Genomic DNA, 17,772 nt, shown 5'->3' on the forward strand with positions numbered 1-17,772 from the left:
AGCCATGAGTCGTAAAGGCAAGCTTCTCCTGTACGGCGTACTGCTGGTCTGCTGCGTGCCTTTCGTCTTCCCCACCTGGTGGATGGCGACGGCATCGCTGAAGCCGGTCAACGAGATCTTCGCCTTCACACTGTTCCCCCACGCGCCGACGCTGGATGCGTACCGGCAGGTGTTCGAACTGCAGCCGTTCGGCCGGCAGTACCTGAACAGCTGCTACATCGCCGTGATCGTCACCCTCGGCACGCTGGTCGTCTCGTCACTGGCGGGCTATGCCTTCGCCCGGATCAAGTTCCGCGGCGCCGGCGTCGTCTTCCTGGTCGTACTGGCCGGCCTGCTCGTCCCGAACGAGGTGACGATCATCCCGCTGTACCGGATGTTCGACTCGCTCGGCCTGGTCAACACCCATTGGCCACTGATCTTGATCCCGATGCTCGGCGCCCCCAGCGTCCTGGCCACCTTCATCATGCGCCAGTTCTTCATCACCCTCCCCCGCGAACTCGAGGAGGCCGGCCGGATGGACGGGCTGGGCCGCCTGGGCCTGTTCTGGCAGGTCTCCCTCCCCCTGGCCCGCCCGGCGATCGGCGCGGTCGCCATCTTCACCTTCTTACACAGCTGGAACCTCTACCTAGAACCGATCGTTTTCCTCTCCAGCAAGGACCGTTTCACCATCCCCCAAGCCCTCACCCAGTACGTCGACGCCTACGGCGGCGCCATGTGGAACGTCCAACTGGCCGCCGCCACCCTCTCCGCCCTCCCCGTCCTCATCATCTTCGTCCTGGCCCAACGCCAATTCGTCGAAGGCCTGGCCCAAACCGGCCTGAAGGGCTGACCGGAATACATCCGGTACGCCGGAAGCTGTCCTCAGGCATGACCAAGATCCTGATCACCGGCGCGACCGGCAACGTCGGGCGTGAGCTGACTGCGCAGCTACCAGCCGACGCGATCCGGCTGCTCTCTCGCAATCCCGGCGCTGACCAGAGCCGGCCGGGGCTAGTCGGTGGGCCTGAGGTGGTGGGTGGGGATCTTGGGCTGCCGGATGGTTTGGGGACGGCGCTGGAGGGGGTCGACACGGTCTTCTTGATCTGGCCGTTCTTGAGCGCGGACGCTGCGGACGGAGTACTGGCTGAGATCGGGCGGCGGCGGGTCGTCTATCTGTCGTCATCTGGGGTGTCGGAGGGGCATGACGATCCGATCAACCGGATGCATGCGGAGCTGGAGCGGCTGGTGGCGGCGCATGCCGCTGAGTGGACGATTCTGCGGTCGAACACGATTGCTTCGAACGCTCGGGGGTGGGCCGGGCAGATTCGTAGTACGGGGGTCGTCCGGGGGCCGGACATTCCCGCGACCGCCGTCGTCCATGAGCGTGATGTTGCCTCGGTTGCTGCTCGTGCGTTGACGTCGGACGGGCTCAACGGTGAGCGACTGGTGGTGACCGGGCCTGCCGTGATCAGCCGGGCCGAGCAGGTTGCGGCGATCGGGGCCGCGATCGGGCGGGAGTTGCGGTTCGAGGCGGTGGCGGCTGACGATGCCCGCGCGCAGATGCTTGCCGATGGGCGTCCGGCGGCCCTGGTGGAGGCGTTGCTTGCCAATGTCGGGAGGCCGGCGTCCGGGCTGGTCACGACTACGGTCGCGGGGCTTACCGGCGTACCGGCGCGGTCGTTCGGGGCGTGGGCCGAGGAGCGGGCCGGCGAATTCCGCTGAGACCCTCTGAATTCGGTGTTGCCGCCGGTCGCAGGCTGTACAAAAGGAGGGTGACGTTTCATGCCGCGGTTTTCATTGCGACCAGCCTCGACGGATTCATCGCGCGCCCGGACGGGTCGATCGACTGGCTCACCGAGCGGGGTGAGCAGGCCGGCGACACCGGGTACGACGAGTTCATGGCGGCGGTGGACACCGTCGTCGTAGGCCGCAACACCTACGAGAAGGCGCTCACCTTCGACTTCTGGCCGTACGAGGGCAAGCAGGTCGAGGTGCTCAGCACGACGCTGCCCGCCGACGCGGACGAGCGCATCATCGTGCACCGCACCCTCGACGGCCTGGTCCAGACCCTCGAGGACCGCGGCGCCAAGCGCGTCTACACCGACGGCGGCCGCGTCATCCAGACCTTCCTCCGAGCCGGCCTCCTGAACGAACTGACCATCACCGTCGTCCCAATCCTCCTAGGCACCGGCCTCCCCCTCTTCGCCGACCTCGACCACGACATCCCCCTAACCCACAACGCCACCCGCACCCTCGGCGCCGGCCTCACCCAGTCCGACTACACCGTCAAGCGCTGACGTACCGCGACGCCGAGCAGGGTGGTCGCGTCGTAGTAGCCGACGGTGCGGGAGTCGTGGCTGGCGCTGTCGTTGTCGCCGAGGATGACCAGCCGGTTGGGCGGTACTACTTGCTCCGGGACGTCGCGGAGGGCTGGGACGGTGTCGCGAGGGATCGGGTCGCCGGGGAGGGCTGTCAGGCGCTTCACCAGCCAGGGTGGGTCGTCGGGGGCTGGTGAGGAGTTGGCCAGTACGACGATCTGGCCGTGGCGGAGGTTCGCCACGGTGGTTCGGCGGACGATGATTCGTTCGCCGGGCCGGAGGGTGGGGGTCATGCTCGTCCCCACTACCTGGACGCTGAGGTAGCGATGTCGTAGTACGAGGACGACGGCGGTGGTCGCGGCCAGGGCGAGCGCGAGGCGGCGCATCAGGCGGTGGCGGGGTCGGGTTGGTAGCCCTCGGACTGGAGGGTGAAGAGGCGGGCGTACTCGCCGTCCGTCGAGATCAGTTCAAGGTGGGTGCCTTGCTCGATGATCTGGCCGTCGGAGAGTACGACGATGCGGTCGGCGTCACGGATCGCGCCGAGCCGGTGGGAGATCAGGACGCTCGTCGCGCCGGTGCGATGGTCCCGAAGTCCTCGGTGGATCTGGTGTTCTGCCTCGGCGTCGAGGCCCGAGCTCGGTTCGTCGAGGATCAGCAGGTCCCGGCGGTCCCGCATGAAGGCGCGGGCCAGCGCGAGCCGCTGGCTCTGGCCACCGGACAGCATCGATCCGCTGGTGGGGTCGGCGTCGCCATCGGTGTCTGGGTCTGCGTCCGACAGGAACGAGCGCGACAGCAGGGTTTGGTAGCCGCGCGGAAGGGCGTGGATCGTGGGATCGAGGCCGGCCCGGCTGGCGGCGGCGTGGATCCTGGCTTCGTCGGTCCGGGCCGGCAGGTCGCCCACTCCGATGTTGTCGGCGACGCTCAGTTCGTAGGTCATGTAGTCCTGGAAGACCGCGCCGATCCGTTCGCGCAGGCTCGTCACCGACAGTCGGCGCAGGTCCTCGCCGTCCCAGGTGATCGTGCCGCGGTCGGGGTCGTAGAAGCGGCAGAGGAGCTTCACCAAGGTGCTCTTGCCCGCGCCGTTGAGACCGACCAGCGCAAGGGATTCGCCGGCCCGGATCGTCAGGTCCACACCACGCAGTACCCACGGGTGGTCGGGGCCGTAGCGGAACCAGACGTCGCGCAGGACGATGGCGGTTCGTAGTACCGGGACCGGCGGAGGGTCGGGCGGCGACTCCAGGTCGGGTTGGACGGCGAGCACCGCGCGGTAGTGCTCGTGGCTGATCAGCGACTGGTTGAGATAGGCGAGCTGACCGACCAGGACGCCGGTACCGGCGAGCACTCCGGTCAGCCCTGCGATGAAGGCGGACACATCGCCGACACTCAGCCGGCCGTTGCCTGCAGCAATGATCGCCCAGGTGATCCCGGCGCCGCTGACCAGGGCGGACAGGATGCCCAGCAGCAGTTGGGCGCGCAGCTCGCGCCGGTCCAGCTTGCGGCGCTCGATGTCGGCCTTGCCGAGCTCGCTGAGCATCCGGAGCCGGAAGAACTCGCCCAGGTCGAGCAGCCGCAGCTCTTTCGCGGCCGGTAGTTCGGTCTGCAGCTCCGCATAGAAGAACTCGCGGCGCTCGACCGGACTGAGTTGCCACATCACCCGGGCGCGGGTGCGGCTCAACCGAAGCTGGGCAACCAGGGAAGGCAGTCCGCCGACCACGGCCACCGCCGCCAGTACCGGACTGACCGCTACCAGCACGGCGAACAGCCCGATCAGGGTGATCAGGCTCTGACCGACCGCCAGCACTCCGTCCACGGTTTGCGTCGGGCCCGACCGCCCCGCTTGCTGTGCCATTCTCAGCCGGTCGCGGAAGACCGGATCCTCCATCCGGGCCAGGCCGAACAGCCTCCCGGTCGCCAGGTAAAGATCGGACAACGCCCGGCGACCGGTACGTCTGCCGACCTCGTTGTGCAGATAGCGCTGTGCCGGCGACATACCGATGGCCACGAACCCCAGTGCCACCAGGCCGATTCCACTCCAGGGAAGTCCGCCGCCACCTCGGCTGACGTGGTCGAGCAATCCCTTGAGGAGCCAGACCGACGCCACCGGGACGACCGCGCTCATCACGGTGACCCCGAGATAGGCGACCAACCGATGGCCCGAAGCCCACCAGGCCAGCCTGTACGCCGTACCGATGGCCCGGATCGAGTCGAAGCGCCGGGGCCCTTCGTCGGTCACGGTCGGTCCGGCAATGCCGAGACCTGGAAATCGGAGCCGTGCAGCACACCGTCGTCGAGGATCGTGAACGCCGGGAACCCCATGATCCCGAACGCCTTCTGGATCGGCCCGTCCTCCTGTTCCCGGACGATGAGCACCTCCGACCGGCCGCTGAGCAACTCTGCGAGGTAGGGCGCGGCTTCCTCGTCGGTACCGCCGACGACCGCCAGCACCTGTACGCCGGCCGGCTGCCGCTCGGCAGTGACGACGAACGGGATGAGCTGCTCCTTGCAGCTCGAGCAGGTCGCGGAGAAGAAGCCGACGAAGCTCGGGCCGGCGAACGGCAGCTCGACCGTTCGGCCGTCGATCGTGACGGCATCGACGGCGACCACCCGTTCGCCGTCCTCGAGCGTAGTTGGCCGGATGGTCGGCTTCGGCCGGCTGGAGTGCGCGTGCTGGTCGGTCGCCTGGGCCCGGAGCCGGCGGATGATGCCGAACGACAGCACCAAGTTCAGCAGGCCGATCAGGCCGACGAGCACGACGGCGGCGGACAGTACAGACACCTTGGCCTCCTCAGGCTGGGGCAGGGAAGAACAGGTCGGCCAGATCCTCGAGCCGGATGATCAGCGCCGCACCGACTACTCCGGCCACGGCTCCGACCACCAGCGCTCCCGCCGACGCCGATCGGTCGCCGGTGGCGAGCAGGGCCAGCACCGCAATGATCAACAGGGTCGCGTTTCGCACGACATGCAACCGGCCCAGTGGCCGGGTGCTGGCACCGAAACAAGCGCATGATGCTTTGGTACGGCGAGCGACCGCTGTCGCGACGCCGACAGTGAGGACGAACAGCACGGCAATCGCGCCGGCTGCGGCCCAGCGGGCGATGGCCAGCACGCCATCGAGCTTCGCGAATCCGCCCAGAACGCCTGCCAGCAAGGCGATCGCCAACGCCAGCTCGACCGCCGGCAAGACGATGGCGGCAGGGCGGAGCAACCGCTCCGGGACCAGCCCAAGCGGTTTCAGCGAGGACATGAACGACTGCCACGCGGTCGTACTGCGAACCTTCCCGTACGCCGATGCCGCGAAAACCGTGCACAGCAAGGCCAGCAGGGCCATCGCCGGGCCGGTCACGCGTCGGTCCGCAGTACGACCGAGGTGTCCGAGGGACACATCGCGAGACCTCGGGTCAGCAGCTCACGCAGCCGATGAGGGTGGTTTTGCTGCAGTCGCAGTTGGTCCGGAACAGGCCTTTCTTGCCCGGGCATTCGCGGTTGCAGTACCCGGTGTACGTGTCGTTGCACGGACAGGCGCCCGCCGTCGTCTTCGGCAGTACCGAGCTCACCAGTCGGTCGGCCAGCCGCTGCACTGTAGTGCGCATCTGATCTCTCCTCCCTGAACCCACCGATCTGGCGGGGTCCCGGCGACGGTCTCACAAGTAACCGGATCGCAACAGACCGTGACCCCTCAGGCTCAACACCTTGCCGGTTCCTGCAACGCGGGATTAAATCCGGTTGCCGGGTGGTAGGCGTCGGGCGAGAATCAGCGTTTGTGCCTGGGCCTGGGTTGTTCGCCGATGTGACGCCGTTGCGGGAGTCGGTGGGCTTTCGGTGGTTGTGGGCGGGGCAGTCGCTGTCGTCGATCGGTAGCTTCATGACGATGGTCGCGGTGGCGATTCAGACGTACGAGCTGACGGGGTCGTCGGTGGCGGTCGGGGCGATCAGTCTGGCCTCGCTGGTGCCGACGTTGCTGCTCGGGCTGTTCGGTGGGTCGCTGGCGGATGCGGTGGATCGGCGGCGGCTGGTTTTGCTGACCGGGTGTGGGTTGATGGTCGTCTCGTTGGTCTTCGCCCTGCAGGCGTTGCTCGACTGGCGGCAGGTCTGGCTCCTGTACTTGCTCACGGCAACGGCTGCGGCGCTGGCCGCGATCGACACGCCTGCTCGTCGTACGTTCATACCGCGAGTGCTGCCGTTGGAACGGCTGCAGGCTGCCGCTGCGTTGTCGCAGTTGTCGTTCCAGGTGGCGGTGATTGCTGCGCCGGTGCTGGCCGGAGTACTCATCGCGGCGGCGGGGCTCGAAGCGGCGTACGGGGTGGATGCGTTGACCTTCGTCGCGGTGCTGGTGAGCGTACGGCGGCTGCCTCCGATGCCGCCCGACGGTGGCGGATCGAAGCTCGGCCTGCGGTCGGTACTGGAAGGCGTGAAATACGCCGCAACCCACAAGCTGATCGGGATGATCTTCCTGATCGACCTCAACGCCACCGTGCTCGCGATGCCGACCGCGCTCTTCCCCGCCCTCGCCGCCACCCGCTTCGGCGGCGGCCCGCAAACGGTCGGCTACCTGTTCGCCGCCATCGGCATCGGCGGTCTGATCGCCGCCGTCCTCTCCGGCCCGCTCGCGCGCTTACGCCACCAAGGCCGCGCAATGCTCATCTCCGTGGCGATCTGGGGCGCCGGCATCGGCTCGGTCGGCCTCACCCACAACCTCTGGCTGGCCGTCCTTTTCCTAGCCACGGCCGGCGCCGCCGACATCATCACCACGGTCTTCCGGGCCACCATCCTGCAAACCAAAACCCCCGACGACCTCCGCGGCCGCCTCAACTCGCTCGACTTCATCATCGGCCTGGGCGGCCCCAACCTCGGCAACGTCCGAGCAGGCGCAATAGCAGGCCTGGCCGGCCCAACAGCCAGCATCCTCACCGGCGGCCTGGCCTGCGTACTAGGCGTCCTACTCCTAGCCACCAACAAAACCTTCCGCCGGTACGACGCGAAGGCTCCTACCGAATGAGGGCGGCTGCCTCGGCGGCCCAGTAGGTGAGGATTGTGTCGGCGCCGGCGCGGCGGATCGAGTTGAGGGTTTCGAGGATGGCTCGTTCGCGGTCGATCCAGCCGTTCGCGGCGGCGGCTTCGACCATCGCGTACTCGCCGGAGATGTTGTACGCCGCGACGGGGACGGTCACGTGGTCGCGGACCTGGCGGATGATGTCCAGGTAGGCGAGGGCCGGCTTCACCATCACGATGTCGGCGCCCTCGGCGATGTCCAGGTCGACCTCACGGATCGCGTCGCGGGCGTTCGCGGGGTCCTGCTGGTAGGTCTTGCGGTCGCCCTGGAGGGACGAGTCGACGGCCTCGCGGAAGGGGCCGTAGAAGGCTGAGGCGTACTTCACGGCGTACGCGAGGATGACCGTGTCCTGGAAACCGGCGCCGTCCAGCGCGGTCCGGATCGCGCCGACCTGGCCGTCCATCATCCCGGACGGGCCGACGACATGGGCGCCGGCGGAGGCCTGCGCGATCCCCATCTCGGCGTAGATCTTCAAGGTCGCGTCGTTGTCCACCCGGCCGGCAGAGTCAAGTACGCCGCAATGCCCGTGATCCGTGAATTCGTCCAGGCACAGGTCCGACATCACCAGCAGGTCGTCGCCCGCCTCGGACACCGCGTCCCGGATCGCCACATTCAGAATGCCGTCCGGATCAAGCGCCCCGGAGCCAACGGCATCCTTTGTCGATGGCACCCCGAAGAGCATCACGCCGCCGAGCCCGAGCGACGCGGCCTCAGCCACAGCCTTCCGGGCCGTGTCCCGCGTGTGCTGGTAGACGCCCGGCATCGAGCTGATCGCGATCGGCTCGCGCGCGCCTTCCCGGACGAACATCGGCAGGATCAGCTGCCGCGGCTCGATCGTCGTCTCGGCGACCAGCCGACGAACCGCTGCCGACGACCTCAGCCGCCGCGGACGAACCTCCGGGAAACCAGCCATCGCGAAACCTAGCTCTTCCTGCGAGAACCCGAGCGGCGCTCGGACGGGCGGGTGACCGGCTCCCCGGCCTCAAGCATCGTGTCACGCCGATCCGCGCCGAAGCGAGCGAGCGCGTCGGCCAGCTCCTCGGCGGACGGGGCCTCGGCCATCGCGTCGACCCGCAGGCCGTGCTCCTCGGCGGTCTTCAGGGTCGCCGGGCCGATCACCGCGATCACCGTCGACGCGTGCGGCTTGCCGGCGATACCGACCAGGTTGCGCACGGTCGAGGACGAGGTGAAGACGACCGCGTCGAACTTGCCCGACTTGATCGCCTCACGCGTCGGGGCTGGCGGCGGCGCCGCCCGGACGGTCCGGTACGCCGTGACGTCGTCGACCTCCCAGCCGAGATCGGTCAGGCCGGCCACCAGGGTCTCGGTGGCGATGTCCGCGCGCGGCAGGAAGACCCGGTTGATCGGGTCCAGCACCTCGTCGAACGGCGGCCAGTCCTCGACCAGCCCGGCGGCGGACTGCTCACCCGATGGCAGCAGGTCCGGCCGGATGCCCCAGGCGCTGATCGCCTCGGCGGTCTTCTCACCGACGGCGGCGATCTTCAGCCCGGAGAACGCCCGCGCGTCCAGACCGTACTCGTCGAACTTCTCGCGAACCGCCTTGACCGCGTTCACCGAGGTGAAGGCGACCCACTCGTAGCGGCCCTCGACCAGACCACGGATGGCCTTGTCCATCTGCTGCGGGTTGCGCGGCGGCTCGACCGAGATGGTCGGTACCTCCTCCGGCATCGCGCCGTAGCGACGCAGCCGGTCCATCAGCGGGCCGGCCTGGTCCTTGGTGCGCGGCACCAGGATCCGCCAGCCGAACAGCGGCTTGGTCTCGAACCAGGACAGCGACTCACGCTGCTCGACGACCGAGCCGACCACGATCACGGCCTCGCCGAGCAGCTTGGCCGCCCGCAGGTCCGCCACGATCGTGCCGAGCGTTCCGACGACCGACGTCTGCGCGGTCGTAGTACCGCCGACAGTCGCGGCCACTGGCGTCGAAGCGTCGAAGCCGGACTCGATCAGCGCGGCGGTGGTGTCCTTCAGAACCTCGGTCGCGTTCAGCAGTACCAGCGTCTGCTTCGGGTGCAGCCGGCTGAAGTCGAGCTTGGCCTCGGCCAGGTCGAGCACCGTGACCTCGCGGTCGCTCTTCATCGTCAGCGGGATTCCCGCGTACGCCGGAACGGCACTGACCTCGCTGACCCCGGGAACCACGTTGAAGCTGATGCCGGCCTTGCGGCAGGCGGACGCCTCCTCGGCCCCACTGGAGAAGGTGAACGGGTCACCGGTCAGCAGCCGGACCACGTTCGACGAGGTCTTGGCGGTCTTCACCACCAGCCGCGAGCGGGCCGCGACCCGCAGTGCCCGGCTGCCCTCGGCGCCGGAGCCGTCGATGATCTCGACGCCCGGCTTGCAGTACGCCAGGAAGGCGTCGTGCTCGGGACCCTCGACCACGACGGCGTCGGCGTTCGCCAGCACGTCGCGGCCGGCGATCGTCAGCAGGCTGGGATCACCCGGGCCGACGCCGACGAACGTGACATGGCCGAGTGGCCTGGTCTGCTTGGCGGTCGTGGTGCTGGCGGCGATCTTGGCCGGCACCTTCTGGGGTGCCGGGGTGGCCGCTGTCTTCGCGCTGCTCACGTCTGCTGTCGCCTTTGCCCTTGTCCTGCTCGTCTTCGTGCTCGTACCCGTACTCGTGCTCGCTTGCGTCGTTCCCCGTGCCGGTGTCATGTCTGCTCCAGCAATTCGTTCGCGAGCCGCCGGCCCAGGGCCTGCGGGTCGTCCACCGGCCCGTTGGCCGACAGCCGCCGTACGCCGCCGTCCTGGCCCAGCGCTCCCCGGAGCCACAGCTCCGGCCCGTCCTCACCATCGACCACCTCGGCGAGCGCCCCGACCGGAGCCGTGCACCCTGCCTCGAGCGTGGCCAGCATCTGCCGTTCGGCGGTCACCGCGGCGCGTACCGCAGGATCCTCCAACGGCGCAAGGGCTTCGAGCACCGCGACGTCGTCGTCGCGGCATTCGATGCCCAGGGCACCTTGTCCCGGTGCCGGAAGCACCTGGATCGGATCCAGCGTCTCGGTGACCTCCGAAAGCCGGCCCAACCGGGCCAACCCTGCCCTTGCAAGTACCACCGCGTCCAATTTGCCATCCGTGACCATCGCGATCCGGGTGTCCACGTTGCCGCGGATCCCGGTCAGCTCCAGGCCCAGTCCGAGCGCCTCCAGCTGGGCCTGCCGCCGGGCCGAACCGGTGCCCACCAGGGCGCCGGTCGGCAGCTCGCCGAGGCTCAGCCCGTCGCGGGCGACCAGCACGTCACGCGAGTCCTCGCGCTCCGGGATCGCACCCAGCGTCAGCCCCTTCTCGGGGTAGGTCGGCAGGTCCTTCAGCGAGTGCACCGCGATATCGATCTCACCGGCGAGCAGCGCGTCACGCAGCGCGCTGACGAAGATGCCGGTACCGCCGATCTGCTCGACCGGCGCCCGGTTGGTGTCGCCGGTGGTGGTGATGAGGACGATCTCGACCTCGTGGCCGAGGGCCCGCAGCTTGTCGGCGATGTGGTTCGCCTGGACTGTCGCGAGCGCCGACCTGCGCGTTCCGAGCCTGATCATGCGGGATCACCTCCGGTTGCCTGCGAAGTCTTGGGAGCGGTGACCGCGTCCACGGTGGCCGGGTCCAGCGCGAACAGTTCGCGCAGCGCGTCGGCGTAGGTCGGGCCGCCCGGATCGGCGGCCAGTTCCTTCACCCGTACGGTCGGCGTGTGCAGCACCTTGTCGACCACCCGCCGGATGGTCCGGGCCACCTCGCTGCGCTGGATCTCGTCCAGCCCGGGCAGCCTGCGGTCCAGCCTGGCCAGCTCGGCGTCGACCAGCTCGCTGGCCATCGTCCGCAAGGCGACCACGGTCGGCAGTACCGACGCGGCGCGCCGGGTGGCCTCGAAGGCACCCGTCTCCTCGTGGACGATCCGGCGTACCTCGTCGATGTCGTCCGCGCTGCCACCCGCGGTACCGGCCAGATCGGCCAGCGTCACCAGGGTGACGCCGTCGATCCGCGCGGCGGCGGGATCGACATCCCGGGGCAGCGCGATGTCCAGTACGCCGAACGGCCGCCCGTCAGCGGCGTCGCGAACCATCTCCTCGGTCAGCACCACACCCCGGGCGCCGGTACACGAGACGATCAGGTCGGCCTCGCGCATCGCACCGGGGACGTCGGCGAGCTTGATCGCAGTACCGCCGATCCGGTCGGCCAGCGCGACGGCGCGGTCGTAGTTGCGGTTGGCGATCGTCACGCTCTTCGCACCGCCGTTGAGCAGTGTCTGGGCTGCCAGCGAAGCCATCGAACCGGCTCCGACGACCAGCGCGCGGCGGCCTTCGTAGCCACCCACGGCCTCGAGTCCGGCGGAGACCACCGACCGGCCGGCCGCGTCGATGCCGGTCTCGGTGCGGGCCCGCTTGCCGACCCGCAAAGCCTGCTGGAACAGGGGGTTCAGGGCCGAACCGATCGTCTCCAGGTCCTGGCCGATCCGCAGCGTGTCCTTCAGCTGGCCGAGGATCTGGCTCTCGCCGACGATCATCGAGTCCAGCCCAACGCCGACCTGGAACAGGTGCGCGACGGCGCCTTCCTCGAAGTGCACGTAGAGGTGCTCGGCCAGGTCGAGCAGCGGTACGCCGGTGACGTCGGAGAGGATCGCGGTGACCTCGTCCATCCCGGCGTGGAAGCGGTCGACGTTCGCGTAGACCTCGGTGCGGTTGCAGGTGGCCAGCACGGCCGACTCGGTCACCGCCGGGGTGTGCTGGACCGCGAGCGCGAGCTTGGTCGCCGCGTCCGGATCCAGGGCCACCCGCTCGAGTACAGAGATGTCAGCGGACCGGTGCGAGATGCCGACGACCAGGTAGCTCATGCGCGTCCTCGCTTCGCTCCGGACGCGCATGAGCTACCTGATGACAGGCTGTGCTCAATGGCGAACTCGCTGCGCTCGTCCGGCGTCACGCGCCGACACCTCCACCCACGCTGGGCAGATCAGTGACCACGCCGTTCATCGCTGGCAGTTCGGGCACCTCGGGGAGCGCCGCCTCTCCGGACTTTCGTTGTTCGTGGTACGCCAGGATCTGCAACTCGATCGAGAGGTCCACCTTGCGGATGTCCACGCCGGTCGGCACGGTCAGTACCACCGGTGCGAAGTTGAGGATGCTGGTCACCCCGGCTGATACAAGCCGGTCGCAGACCTCCTGGGCCGGACCGGCCGGAGTGGTGATGACACCGATCGAGACCCGGTCGGCGGCGACGATCTCCTCCAGCTCGGCGAAGTCCCGGACGATCATGTCGCCGATCTGCTCGCCGACCAGGTTCGGGTCCGCGTCCAGCAGCGCGACGATCCGGAAGCCGCGGGTGCCGAAGCCGGAGTAGTTGGCCAGCGCGTGGCCCAGGTTTCCGATCCCGACGATGACGACGGCCCAGTCCTGGGTGACGCCGATCTCGCGGGCGATCTGGTAGCGCAGGTACTCGACGTCGTAGCCGACCCCGCGGGTGCCGTAGGACCCCAGGTAGGACAGGTCCTTGCGCAGCTTGGCCGAGTTGACCCCGGCCGCGGTCGCCAGATCCTCGCTCGACGCGGTGGCGATGCCACTGTCCGACAAGGCGGTCAGGGCCCGCAGGTACACCGGCAAGCGCGCGACAGTGGCCTCGGGAATGCCGCGTTCGGTTCTCGTCGGCGCGCCGGGGCGACGGCTGCGGGCAGGCGTCACAATTCTCCTGGCTCGGATTGTCGCTTGGGGTGGTTCGCGAGTCACCGCCTCACGGCTGGCGACGACCCCACTCTAGGAGCTTGTGAACGTGAGAACAAAATCGAGAAGCTGGCAAGTGGTCAAGAGCACTAAGTTGTCAAGGCCCTCTTGAGGCGGACCGGGTCGACTCGCCAGAAGTCGTGCTGGCGGCCGTCGACGAAGGTGACCGGGATCTGCTCGCCGTACTCCTTGAAGAGCTGCTCGTCCTGGGTGATGTCGATCTCGTTCCAGCCGACGCCGAGCTCGGCGCAGACCTGGGTCACGATCGCCCGGGCGTCGTCGCAGAGGTGACAGCCCGGCTTGCCGTAGAGGGTCACCCGGTCGGCGCTCACCGGTCCGCCTCGCGCAGCCGGCCCTTCGCCACCTTGCCGGTGACCGAGTGCGGCAGGTGGTCGACGACCTCGATCTCGACCGGGCACTTGAACCGGGCGAGCCGCGTACCGGCGTACTCGCCGATCTCGGCCGGGTCGAGCGCAGCACCGGTCTCCGGTACTACGAAAGCCTTGACCGCCTCGCCGGTGTCGTCGGACGGTACGCCGATGACCGCCGCCTCCCGTACCCCCGGAGCCTGGACGAGGACCTCCTCGACCTCGCTCGGGAACACGTTGAAGCCGGAGACGATGATCAGCTCGCGGAGGCGGTCGACCAGGAACAGGTCACCGTCGGCGTCCAGGAAGCCGACATCGCCGGTGCGGTACCAGCCCTCGCCGTCCGGGCCGTCGACGCCGTCCGGCCAGTAGCCCGAGAACAGGTTCTTGCCGCGGATCAGGATCTCGCCCGGGTCGTCGCCCTCGACTTCCTCACCCTGCTCGTCGGCGATCCGCAGGTCGACCCCCGGCAGCGGCCGGCCGACGGAGCCCGGCTTGGGGTTGTGCTCGCCGAGCGTCGTGGTGACGCCGGGCGAGGCCTCGGTCAGGCCGTAGCCCTGATGCACGAACAGTCCGCTGGCCTGCTCGAACCGGTCCGCGAGTCCGCGGTCGAGGGTCGACGCGCCGGTGAGTACGACCTTGACCGTACCGAGCGCTTCCTTGAGGTCCGGGCGGGCGATGAACGCGTTCAGGGCCGGGGGCGCGAGCGGGAGGCGCGTCACGGCGTACCGGCGGACCAGATCGATGGTGGCGGTCGAGTCGAAGCGTGCCTCGATGATCAGTTGTGCCCCGGTCGCGACGGCCCAGCCGAGCACCGCATTGAGGCCGAACGCGTGGAACATCGGCAACACGCAGAGCACCACGTCCTCGGGGCCCATCCGGTCCTCGCCGAGGTCGGCCAGATTCCGGACATTCGCGCCGAGCGCCCGGTGGGTCAGCATCGCCGCGCGCGGGTCGCCGCTCGTACCGGACGTGTAGAGCAGGACCGCGAGGGCCTCCGGGTCGGTCTGCGGCGTAAGCGGAGCGTGACCGTTGAGCTCGCCGGCCCGGACCACTCTGATGCCCTCGGCCTTGTCCGCGAGGTCCCCGTCGGCGACCGCCAGCCGGGCTCCGGAGTGCGCGATCACGTTGCTGATCTCGCCCTTGGTCAGGCCCGTGTTCAGCGGTACGGCGACCAGCCCGGCGCGAAGACATCCCAGGTAGGAGGTCACAAACTCGATACTGTTCGCCATCAGCAGCACCACCCGGTACCCCGGCACCAGACCCGCGGCCGAGTACCCCCGGGCGGCCGCGTCAACGGCCGCGTCGAGCTGGCTCCAGGTCAGTCGCCGGTCACCGTCGACCAGCGCCGGACGTTCGCCGTGACGTTGCGCTGTGTCACGAAGAACATCCGCGAAGTTGAAGTTCACCAGGCGAGTCTGTCACGAGACCGCTAGGGTCCTTTCTGTGACTCGACCTACGACGCGTGATCTGCGCGCCCGGTCGGTACTGGCCGGTGAGGCGAGTGCCGCCGCGGCCGAGCTGGAGGCGGCGCTGCAGACCCCGCCGGTGACGCATGCGGCCGCGTTCTTCGACCTGGACAACACGATGCTGCAGGGCGCCTCGGTGTACCACCTGGCCAGAGGTCTGTACCGGCGCAAGTTCTTCACCGGCGCCGAGATCGCCCGCAAGGCGGTCGACCAGCTCCGCTTCCGGCTGCAGGGCGAAACGCCCGAATCGGTCGCGAACGCGCGCTCGTCCGCGCTCTCGTTCATCGCCGGGCACCGGGTGGCCGAAGTACAGATTCTGGTCGAGGAGATCTTCGACGAGCTGATGGCCGACAAGATCTGGCCGGGCACCAAAGCCTTCGCCCAGCAGCACCTGGACGCGGGCGAACGGGTCTGGCTGGTGACCGCCTCGCCGGTCGAGGTCGCCCGCCTGATGGCGCGCCGGCTCGGCCTGACCGGAGCACTGGGAACGATTGCAGAAACGCGTGACGGGGTCTATACAGGGCGTTTGGTCGGCGATATCTTGCATGGTCCGGCGAAGGCGGAGGCGGTCCGCGCGCTGGCGGCGCACGAGGGGCTTCACCTGGCCGATTGTGCGGCCTACTCGGATTCGGTCAACGATCTGCCGATGCTCGAGTTGGTGGGCCATCCGTGCGCGATCAACCCCGATTCCAGGCTCCGCCGGCATGCCGAAGTGGCGGGCTGGAAGGTGCGCGATTATCGGACCGGACGGAAGGCGGCACGCCGCGCGCTGTTGACAGCGGGTGCTTCAGGCGTAACGCTCGGTGCTGTCTCAGCCGCTGTGGCCATACGCGGCAGTGTCTTACAAAGACGTGTCAGACGCAGACGTGTCAGTTGAACGGGGAGAGAACTTGACGACGCCGGAGCCAAGCCCGGACGGGATGAGACGCGCAGAGCTCGTCGATCGCGCCCAGGCAGGGGACGTCGGTGCGTTCGGCGAGCTGTACGACGAGTACTCGCTGACCGTGTATCGCTACATCTACGCCCGGGTGTCGTCATCGGCGCTCGCGGAGGACCTGACCAGCGAGACGTTCGTCCGGGCGCTGCGCGCGCTGGACTCGTTCCGCTGGCAGGGCCGGGACTTCGGCGCCTGGCTGGTGACGATCGCCCGGAACCTGATCACCGACCACTACAAGTCGGGCCGGGTCCGGCTCGAGGTGGTCACCGACGAGATCGAGACGCACGACCGGCAGACCGAGGGGCCGGAGGTCGATGTACTGGCCGCAGCCACCGCGGAGGTCCTGCGAGACGCTGTGGCGGCGCTGCCCGAGGAGCAGCGCGACTGCCTGACGATGCGATTCTTCGCCGGTCTTTCGATCGCGGAGACGGCCAAGGCGCTGGAGAAATCCGAGGGCGCCGTCAAGCAACTGCAACTGAGGGCCGTCCGGCACTTGGCGAAGGTTATCCCCAAGGACTTGAGGTGAGGAGGATGACAACGAATGTCTTTCGTAACCCGTCAGGGAGTTTCCTCGTTTGCCTGTGTGAGGACCTTTCGGTGACCCCGATCGGCCATTGAGGAGAACGAGAACTCATGAGTGACCTACACAGGGCTCGAGCGCGCGCGGAGACCTTCGCGCACGCCGTCGATCACGGGCCCCGTCACTCTTCGCGACTGAGCGATGACCCTGAGCTGATGGATGCTGTGGAGCTGGTCGGACGGCTGAGGACCGCCGGCGCAGTGACACCGCGACCGGAGTTCGCTGCCGAGCTGAGGCACCGCCTCCTCGAGCAGGCCGCGGCGCGAGCCGCGACGAACACTCCGACCGTGGTACCCAGCATTCCGGAGAACTCGGACGATCCGCCCGAGCGCGAGGACGACGACGCGTCCGTGACAGATATCCGCCATCGTCACGGCCGGCGGATCCGGCTGGTGGCCAGTACCGCCGCGCTGGTCCTGCTCGGAGGTGGCATCGGTTCTGCCGCCGCCGCTCAGCAGGCGATGCCCGGCGACGCGCTGTACGGGATGAAGCGCGGCATCGAGAACGTCTCCACCAACGTCAGCGTCGGGGACGACTCCCGGGGCCGGCGCGAGCTCGAGCACGCGAAGACCCGACTCGCCGAGATCCAGGCGCTGGTGAACAACGGTGGCGACGTGGCCACCATCAACAGCACCCTGGCCGATTTCACCGACCAGGCCCGCAAGGGCATCACCAGACTGGTCGCGTCGTACCAGCAGGACGGCGACCCGGCCTCCGTCGCGGAGGTCACCGCGTTCATCACCAGCGCCCGCCAGGCCATCGGTGAGCTCGCTCCGAAGCTGCCGCCCGAGTCGCTCAAACCAGCGGTCGAGGCACTGTCGATGCTGGAGAAGCAGGCCGGCGTCACGGCGCGGGCATGCCCGAAGTGCGACAAGCCGAAGCCGGCCAAGAACAGCGGCCCGGCCCCGGCGATCAACCCCGGCACGGAGCCGAGCACGCCGATCAAGGCGGGCCAGTCCCCGACCGGCAAGCCCACGACAGCACCGTCGACCAAGCCGAGCACCGGCGTGACGACGGCTCCGTCCCAGACGGTGGACACCACCATCGTCGAGCAGCCGACCACCCGGCCGACCGACCTGAAGACACCACCCAGGCCGTCGACCAAGCCGAGCTCGACACCGTCGGGACCGACCGTCCCCACGCTGCCCACCCCCGGCACCCCCAGCTGGCCCTGGCCCTTTCCGACGCTGAACCTCCCAACAATCAACCTCCCGGGCGTCCTCCAAACGCTCCTACCCCCCTGGAACTGATCACCCCGAAGAGCCCGGCTTCCCTCGGAAGCCGGGCTTTCCGCATCCCCCCGCACCGCATCCCCACGCGCCGCACCGCATCCCGGCCACACCGC

At 68.7% G+C, this 17,772-nt stretch carries 19 protein-coding genes; 7 read left to right on the plus strand and 12 right to left on the minus strand.

The window, feature by feature from the left end:
* Nucleotides 1–4 precede the first annotated feature (4 nt).
* From OHA70_RS07210 to OHA70_RS07220, 3 genes are read left to right on the plus strand one after another with little or no spacing between them, the layout of a single operon-like run.
* Nucleotides 5–829: a carbohydrate ABC transporter permease gene (locus tag OHA70_RS07210; RefSeq protein WP_328329867.1), complete on the plus strand. Its 825-nt coding sequence runs from the start codon at nucleotides 5–7 to the stop codon at nucleotides 827–829.
* 38 nt (nucleotides 830–867) lie between these two features.
* The gene (locus OHA70_RS07215; protein ID WP_328329869.1) at nucleotides 868–1,701 is read left to right on the plus strand and encodes an NAD(P)H-binding protein; all 834 of its coding nucleotides are present in this window, start codon (nucleotides 868–870) and stop codon (nucleotides 1,699–1,701) included.
* 50 nt (nucleotides 1,702–1,751) lie between these two features.
* The gene (locus OHA70_RS07220; protein ID WP_328329871.1) at nucleotides 1,752–2,276 is read left to right on the plus strand and encodes a dihydrofolate reductase family protein; all 525 of its coding nucleotides are present in this window, start codon (nucleotides 1,752–1,754) and stop codon (nucleotides 2,274–2,276) included.
* On the opposite strand, the gene OHA70_RS07225 is transcribed toward OHA70_RS07220, so the two are convergent.
* From OHA70_RS07225 to OHA70_RS07245, 5 genes are read right to left on the minus strand one after another with little or no spacing between them, the layout of a single operon-like run.
* Nucleotides 2,258–2,683: a S26 family signal peptidase gene (locus tag OHA70_RS07225; RefSeq protein WP_328329873.1), complete on the minus strand. Its 426-nt coding sequence runs from the start codon at nucleotides 2,681–2,683 to the stop codon at nucleotides 2,258–2,260. The genes OHA70_RS07220 and OHA70_RS07225 overlap by 19 nt on opposite strands.
* Nucleotides 2,683–4,530, minus strand: a complete 1,848-nt coding sequence (locus OHA70_RS07230) for an ABC transporter ATP-binding protein (RefSeq protein WP_328329875.1) — start codon at nucleotides 4,528–4,530, stop codon at nucleotides 2,683–2,685. Before OHA70_RS07230 ends, OHA70_RS07225 begins: the two co-directional genes overlap by 1 nt.
* Entirely contained in the window at nucleotides 4,527–5,072 is a 546-nt protein-coding gene (locus OHA70_RS07235) for a TlpA family protein disulfide reductase (RefSeq protein ID WP_328329877.1), read from the minus strand. Before OHA70_RS07235 ends, OHA70_RS07230 begins: the two co-directional genes overlap by 4 nt.
* 10 nt (nucleotides 5,073–5,082) lie before the next feature.
* Nucleotides 5,083–5,679 (minus strand): MauE/DoxX family redox-associated membrane protein, encoded by a 597-nt coding sequence (locus OHA70_RS07240; RefSeq protein ID WP_328329880.1) that lies wholly within the window; start codon nucleotides 5,677–5,679, stop codon nucleotides 5,083–5,085.
* Between the two features lie 16 nt (nucleotides 5,680–5,695).
* On the minus strand, nucleotides 5,696–5,887 hold the full coding sequence (locus OHA70_RS07245; RefSeq protein WP_328329882.1) for a hypothetical protein: 192 nt from the start codon (nucleotides 5,885–5,887) through the stop codon (nucleotides 5,696–5,698).
* Nucleotides 5,888–6,057: 170 nt separating this feature from the next.
* On the opposite strand from OHA70_RS07245, the gene OHA70_RS07250 reads away from it, so the two are divergent.
* Entirely contained in the window at nucleotides 6,058–7,293 is a 1,236-nt protein-coding gene (locus tag OHA70_RS07250; protein ID WP_328329883.1) for an MFS transporter, read from the plus strand.
* Here the strand turns inward: OHA70_RS07250 and hemB are convergent.
* From hemB to OHA70_RS07285, 7 genes are all read right to left on the minus strand, one after another.
* The gene (gene hemB / locus OHA70_RS07255; RefSeq protein WP_328329885.1) at nucleotides 7,283–8,260 is read right to left on the minus strand and encodes a porphobilinogen synthase; all 978 of its coding nucleotides are present in this window, start codon (nucleotides 8,258–8,260) and stop codon (nucleotides 7,283–7,285) included. The genes OHA70_RS07250 and hemB overlap by 11 nt on opposite strands.
* An 8-nt stretch (nucleotides 8,261–8,268) precedes the next feature.
* Nucleotides 8,269–10,023 carry a uroporphyrinogen-III synthase gene (locus OHA70_RS07260; RefSeq protein ID WP_442913874.1) on the minus strand — a complete coding sequence of 585 codons (1,755 nt, stop codon included), beginning with the start codon at nucleotides 10,021–10,023 and terminating at the stop codon, nucleotides 8,269–8,271.
* Entirely contained in the window at nucleotides 10,020–10,901 is an 882-nt protein-coding gene (gene hemC, locus OHA70_RS07265) for a hydroxymethylbilane synthase (RefSeq protein ID WP_328329889.1), read from the minus strand. The genes OHA70_RS07260 and hemC overlap by 4 nt, the downstream gene beginning before the upstream one ends.
* Nucleotides 10,898–12,190, minus strand: coding sequence for a glutamyl-tRNA reductase (locus OHA70_RS07270; protein WP_328329891.1), 1,293 nt, complete (start codon nucleotides 12,188–12,190; stop codon nucleotides 10,898–10,900). Before OHA70_RS07270 ends, hemC begins: the two co-directional genes overlap by 4 nt.
* A gap of 85 nt (nucleotides 12,191–12,275) precedes the next feature.
* Nucleotides 12,276–13,034, minus strand: coding sequence for a redox-sensing transcriptional repressor Rex (locus OHA70_RS07275; RefSeq protein WP_328329893.1), 759 nt, complete (start codon nucleotides 13,032–13,034; stop codon nucleotides 12,276–12,278).
* Nucleotides 13,035–13,162: 128 nt separating this feature from the next.
* Nucleotides 13,163–13,405, minus strand: a complete 243-nt coding sequence (locus tag OHA70_RS07280; RefSeq protein ID WP_328329895.1) for a glutaredoxin family protein — start codon at nucleotides 13,403–13,405, stop codon at nucleotides 13,163–13,165.
* The gene (locus OHA70_RS07285) at nucleotides 13,402–14,850 is read right to left on the minus strand and encodes a class I adenylate-forming enzyme family protein (RefSeq protein ID WP_328329897.1); all 1,449 of its coding nucleotides are present in this window, start codon (nucleotides 14,848–14,850) and stop codon (nucleotides 13,402–13,404) included. The genes OHA70_RS07280 and OHA70_RS07285 overlap by 4 nt, the downstream gene beginning before the upstream one ends.
* 37 nt (nucleotides 14,851–14,887) lie before the next feature.
* Between OHA70_RS07285 and OHA70_RS07290 the strand changes: the two genes are divergently transcribed.
* The 3 genes from OHA70_RS07290 to OHA70_RS07300 all read left to right on the plus strand — a co-directional run bounded on the left by OHA70_RS07290 (nucleotide 14,888) and on the right by OHA70_RS07300 (nucleotide 17,677).
* Nucleotides 14,888–15,787 (plus strand): HAD family hydrolase, encoded by a 900-nt coding sequence (locus tag OHA70_RS07290; RefSeq protein WP_328329899.1) that lies wholly within the window; start codon nucleotides 14,888–14,890, stop codon nucleotides 15,785–15,787.
* Between the two features lie 43 nt (nucleotides 15,788–15,830).
* Nucleotides 15,831–16,373, plus strand: a complete 543-nt coding sequence (locus OHA70_RS07295) for a sigma-70 family RNA polymerase sigma factor (RefSeq protein WP_020388025.1) — start codon at nucleotides 15,831–15,833, stop codon at nucleotides 16,371–16,373.
* A 209-nt stretch (nucleotides 16,374–16,582) separates the two neighbouring features.
* Complete coding sequence (locus OHA70_RS07300) at nucleotides 16,583–17,677, plus strand: DUF5667 domain-containing protein (protein WP_328329902.1); 1,095 nt, start codon at nucleotides 16,583–16,585, stop codon at nucleotides 17,675–17,677.
* Nucleotides 17,678–17,772 lie beyond the last annotated feature (95 nt).

It is taken from the genome of Kribbella sp. NBC_00382, assembly GCF_036067295.1.
GTDB lineage: Bacteria > Actinomycetota > Actinomycetes > Propionibacteriales > Kribbellaceae > Kribbella.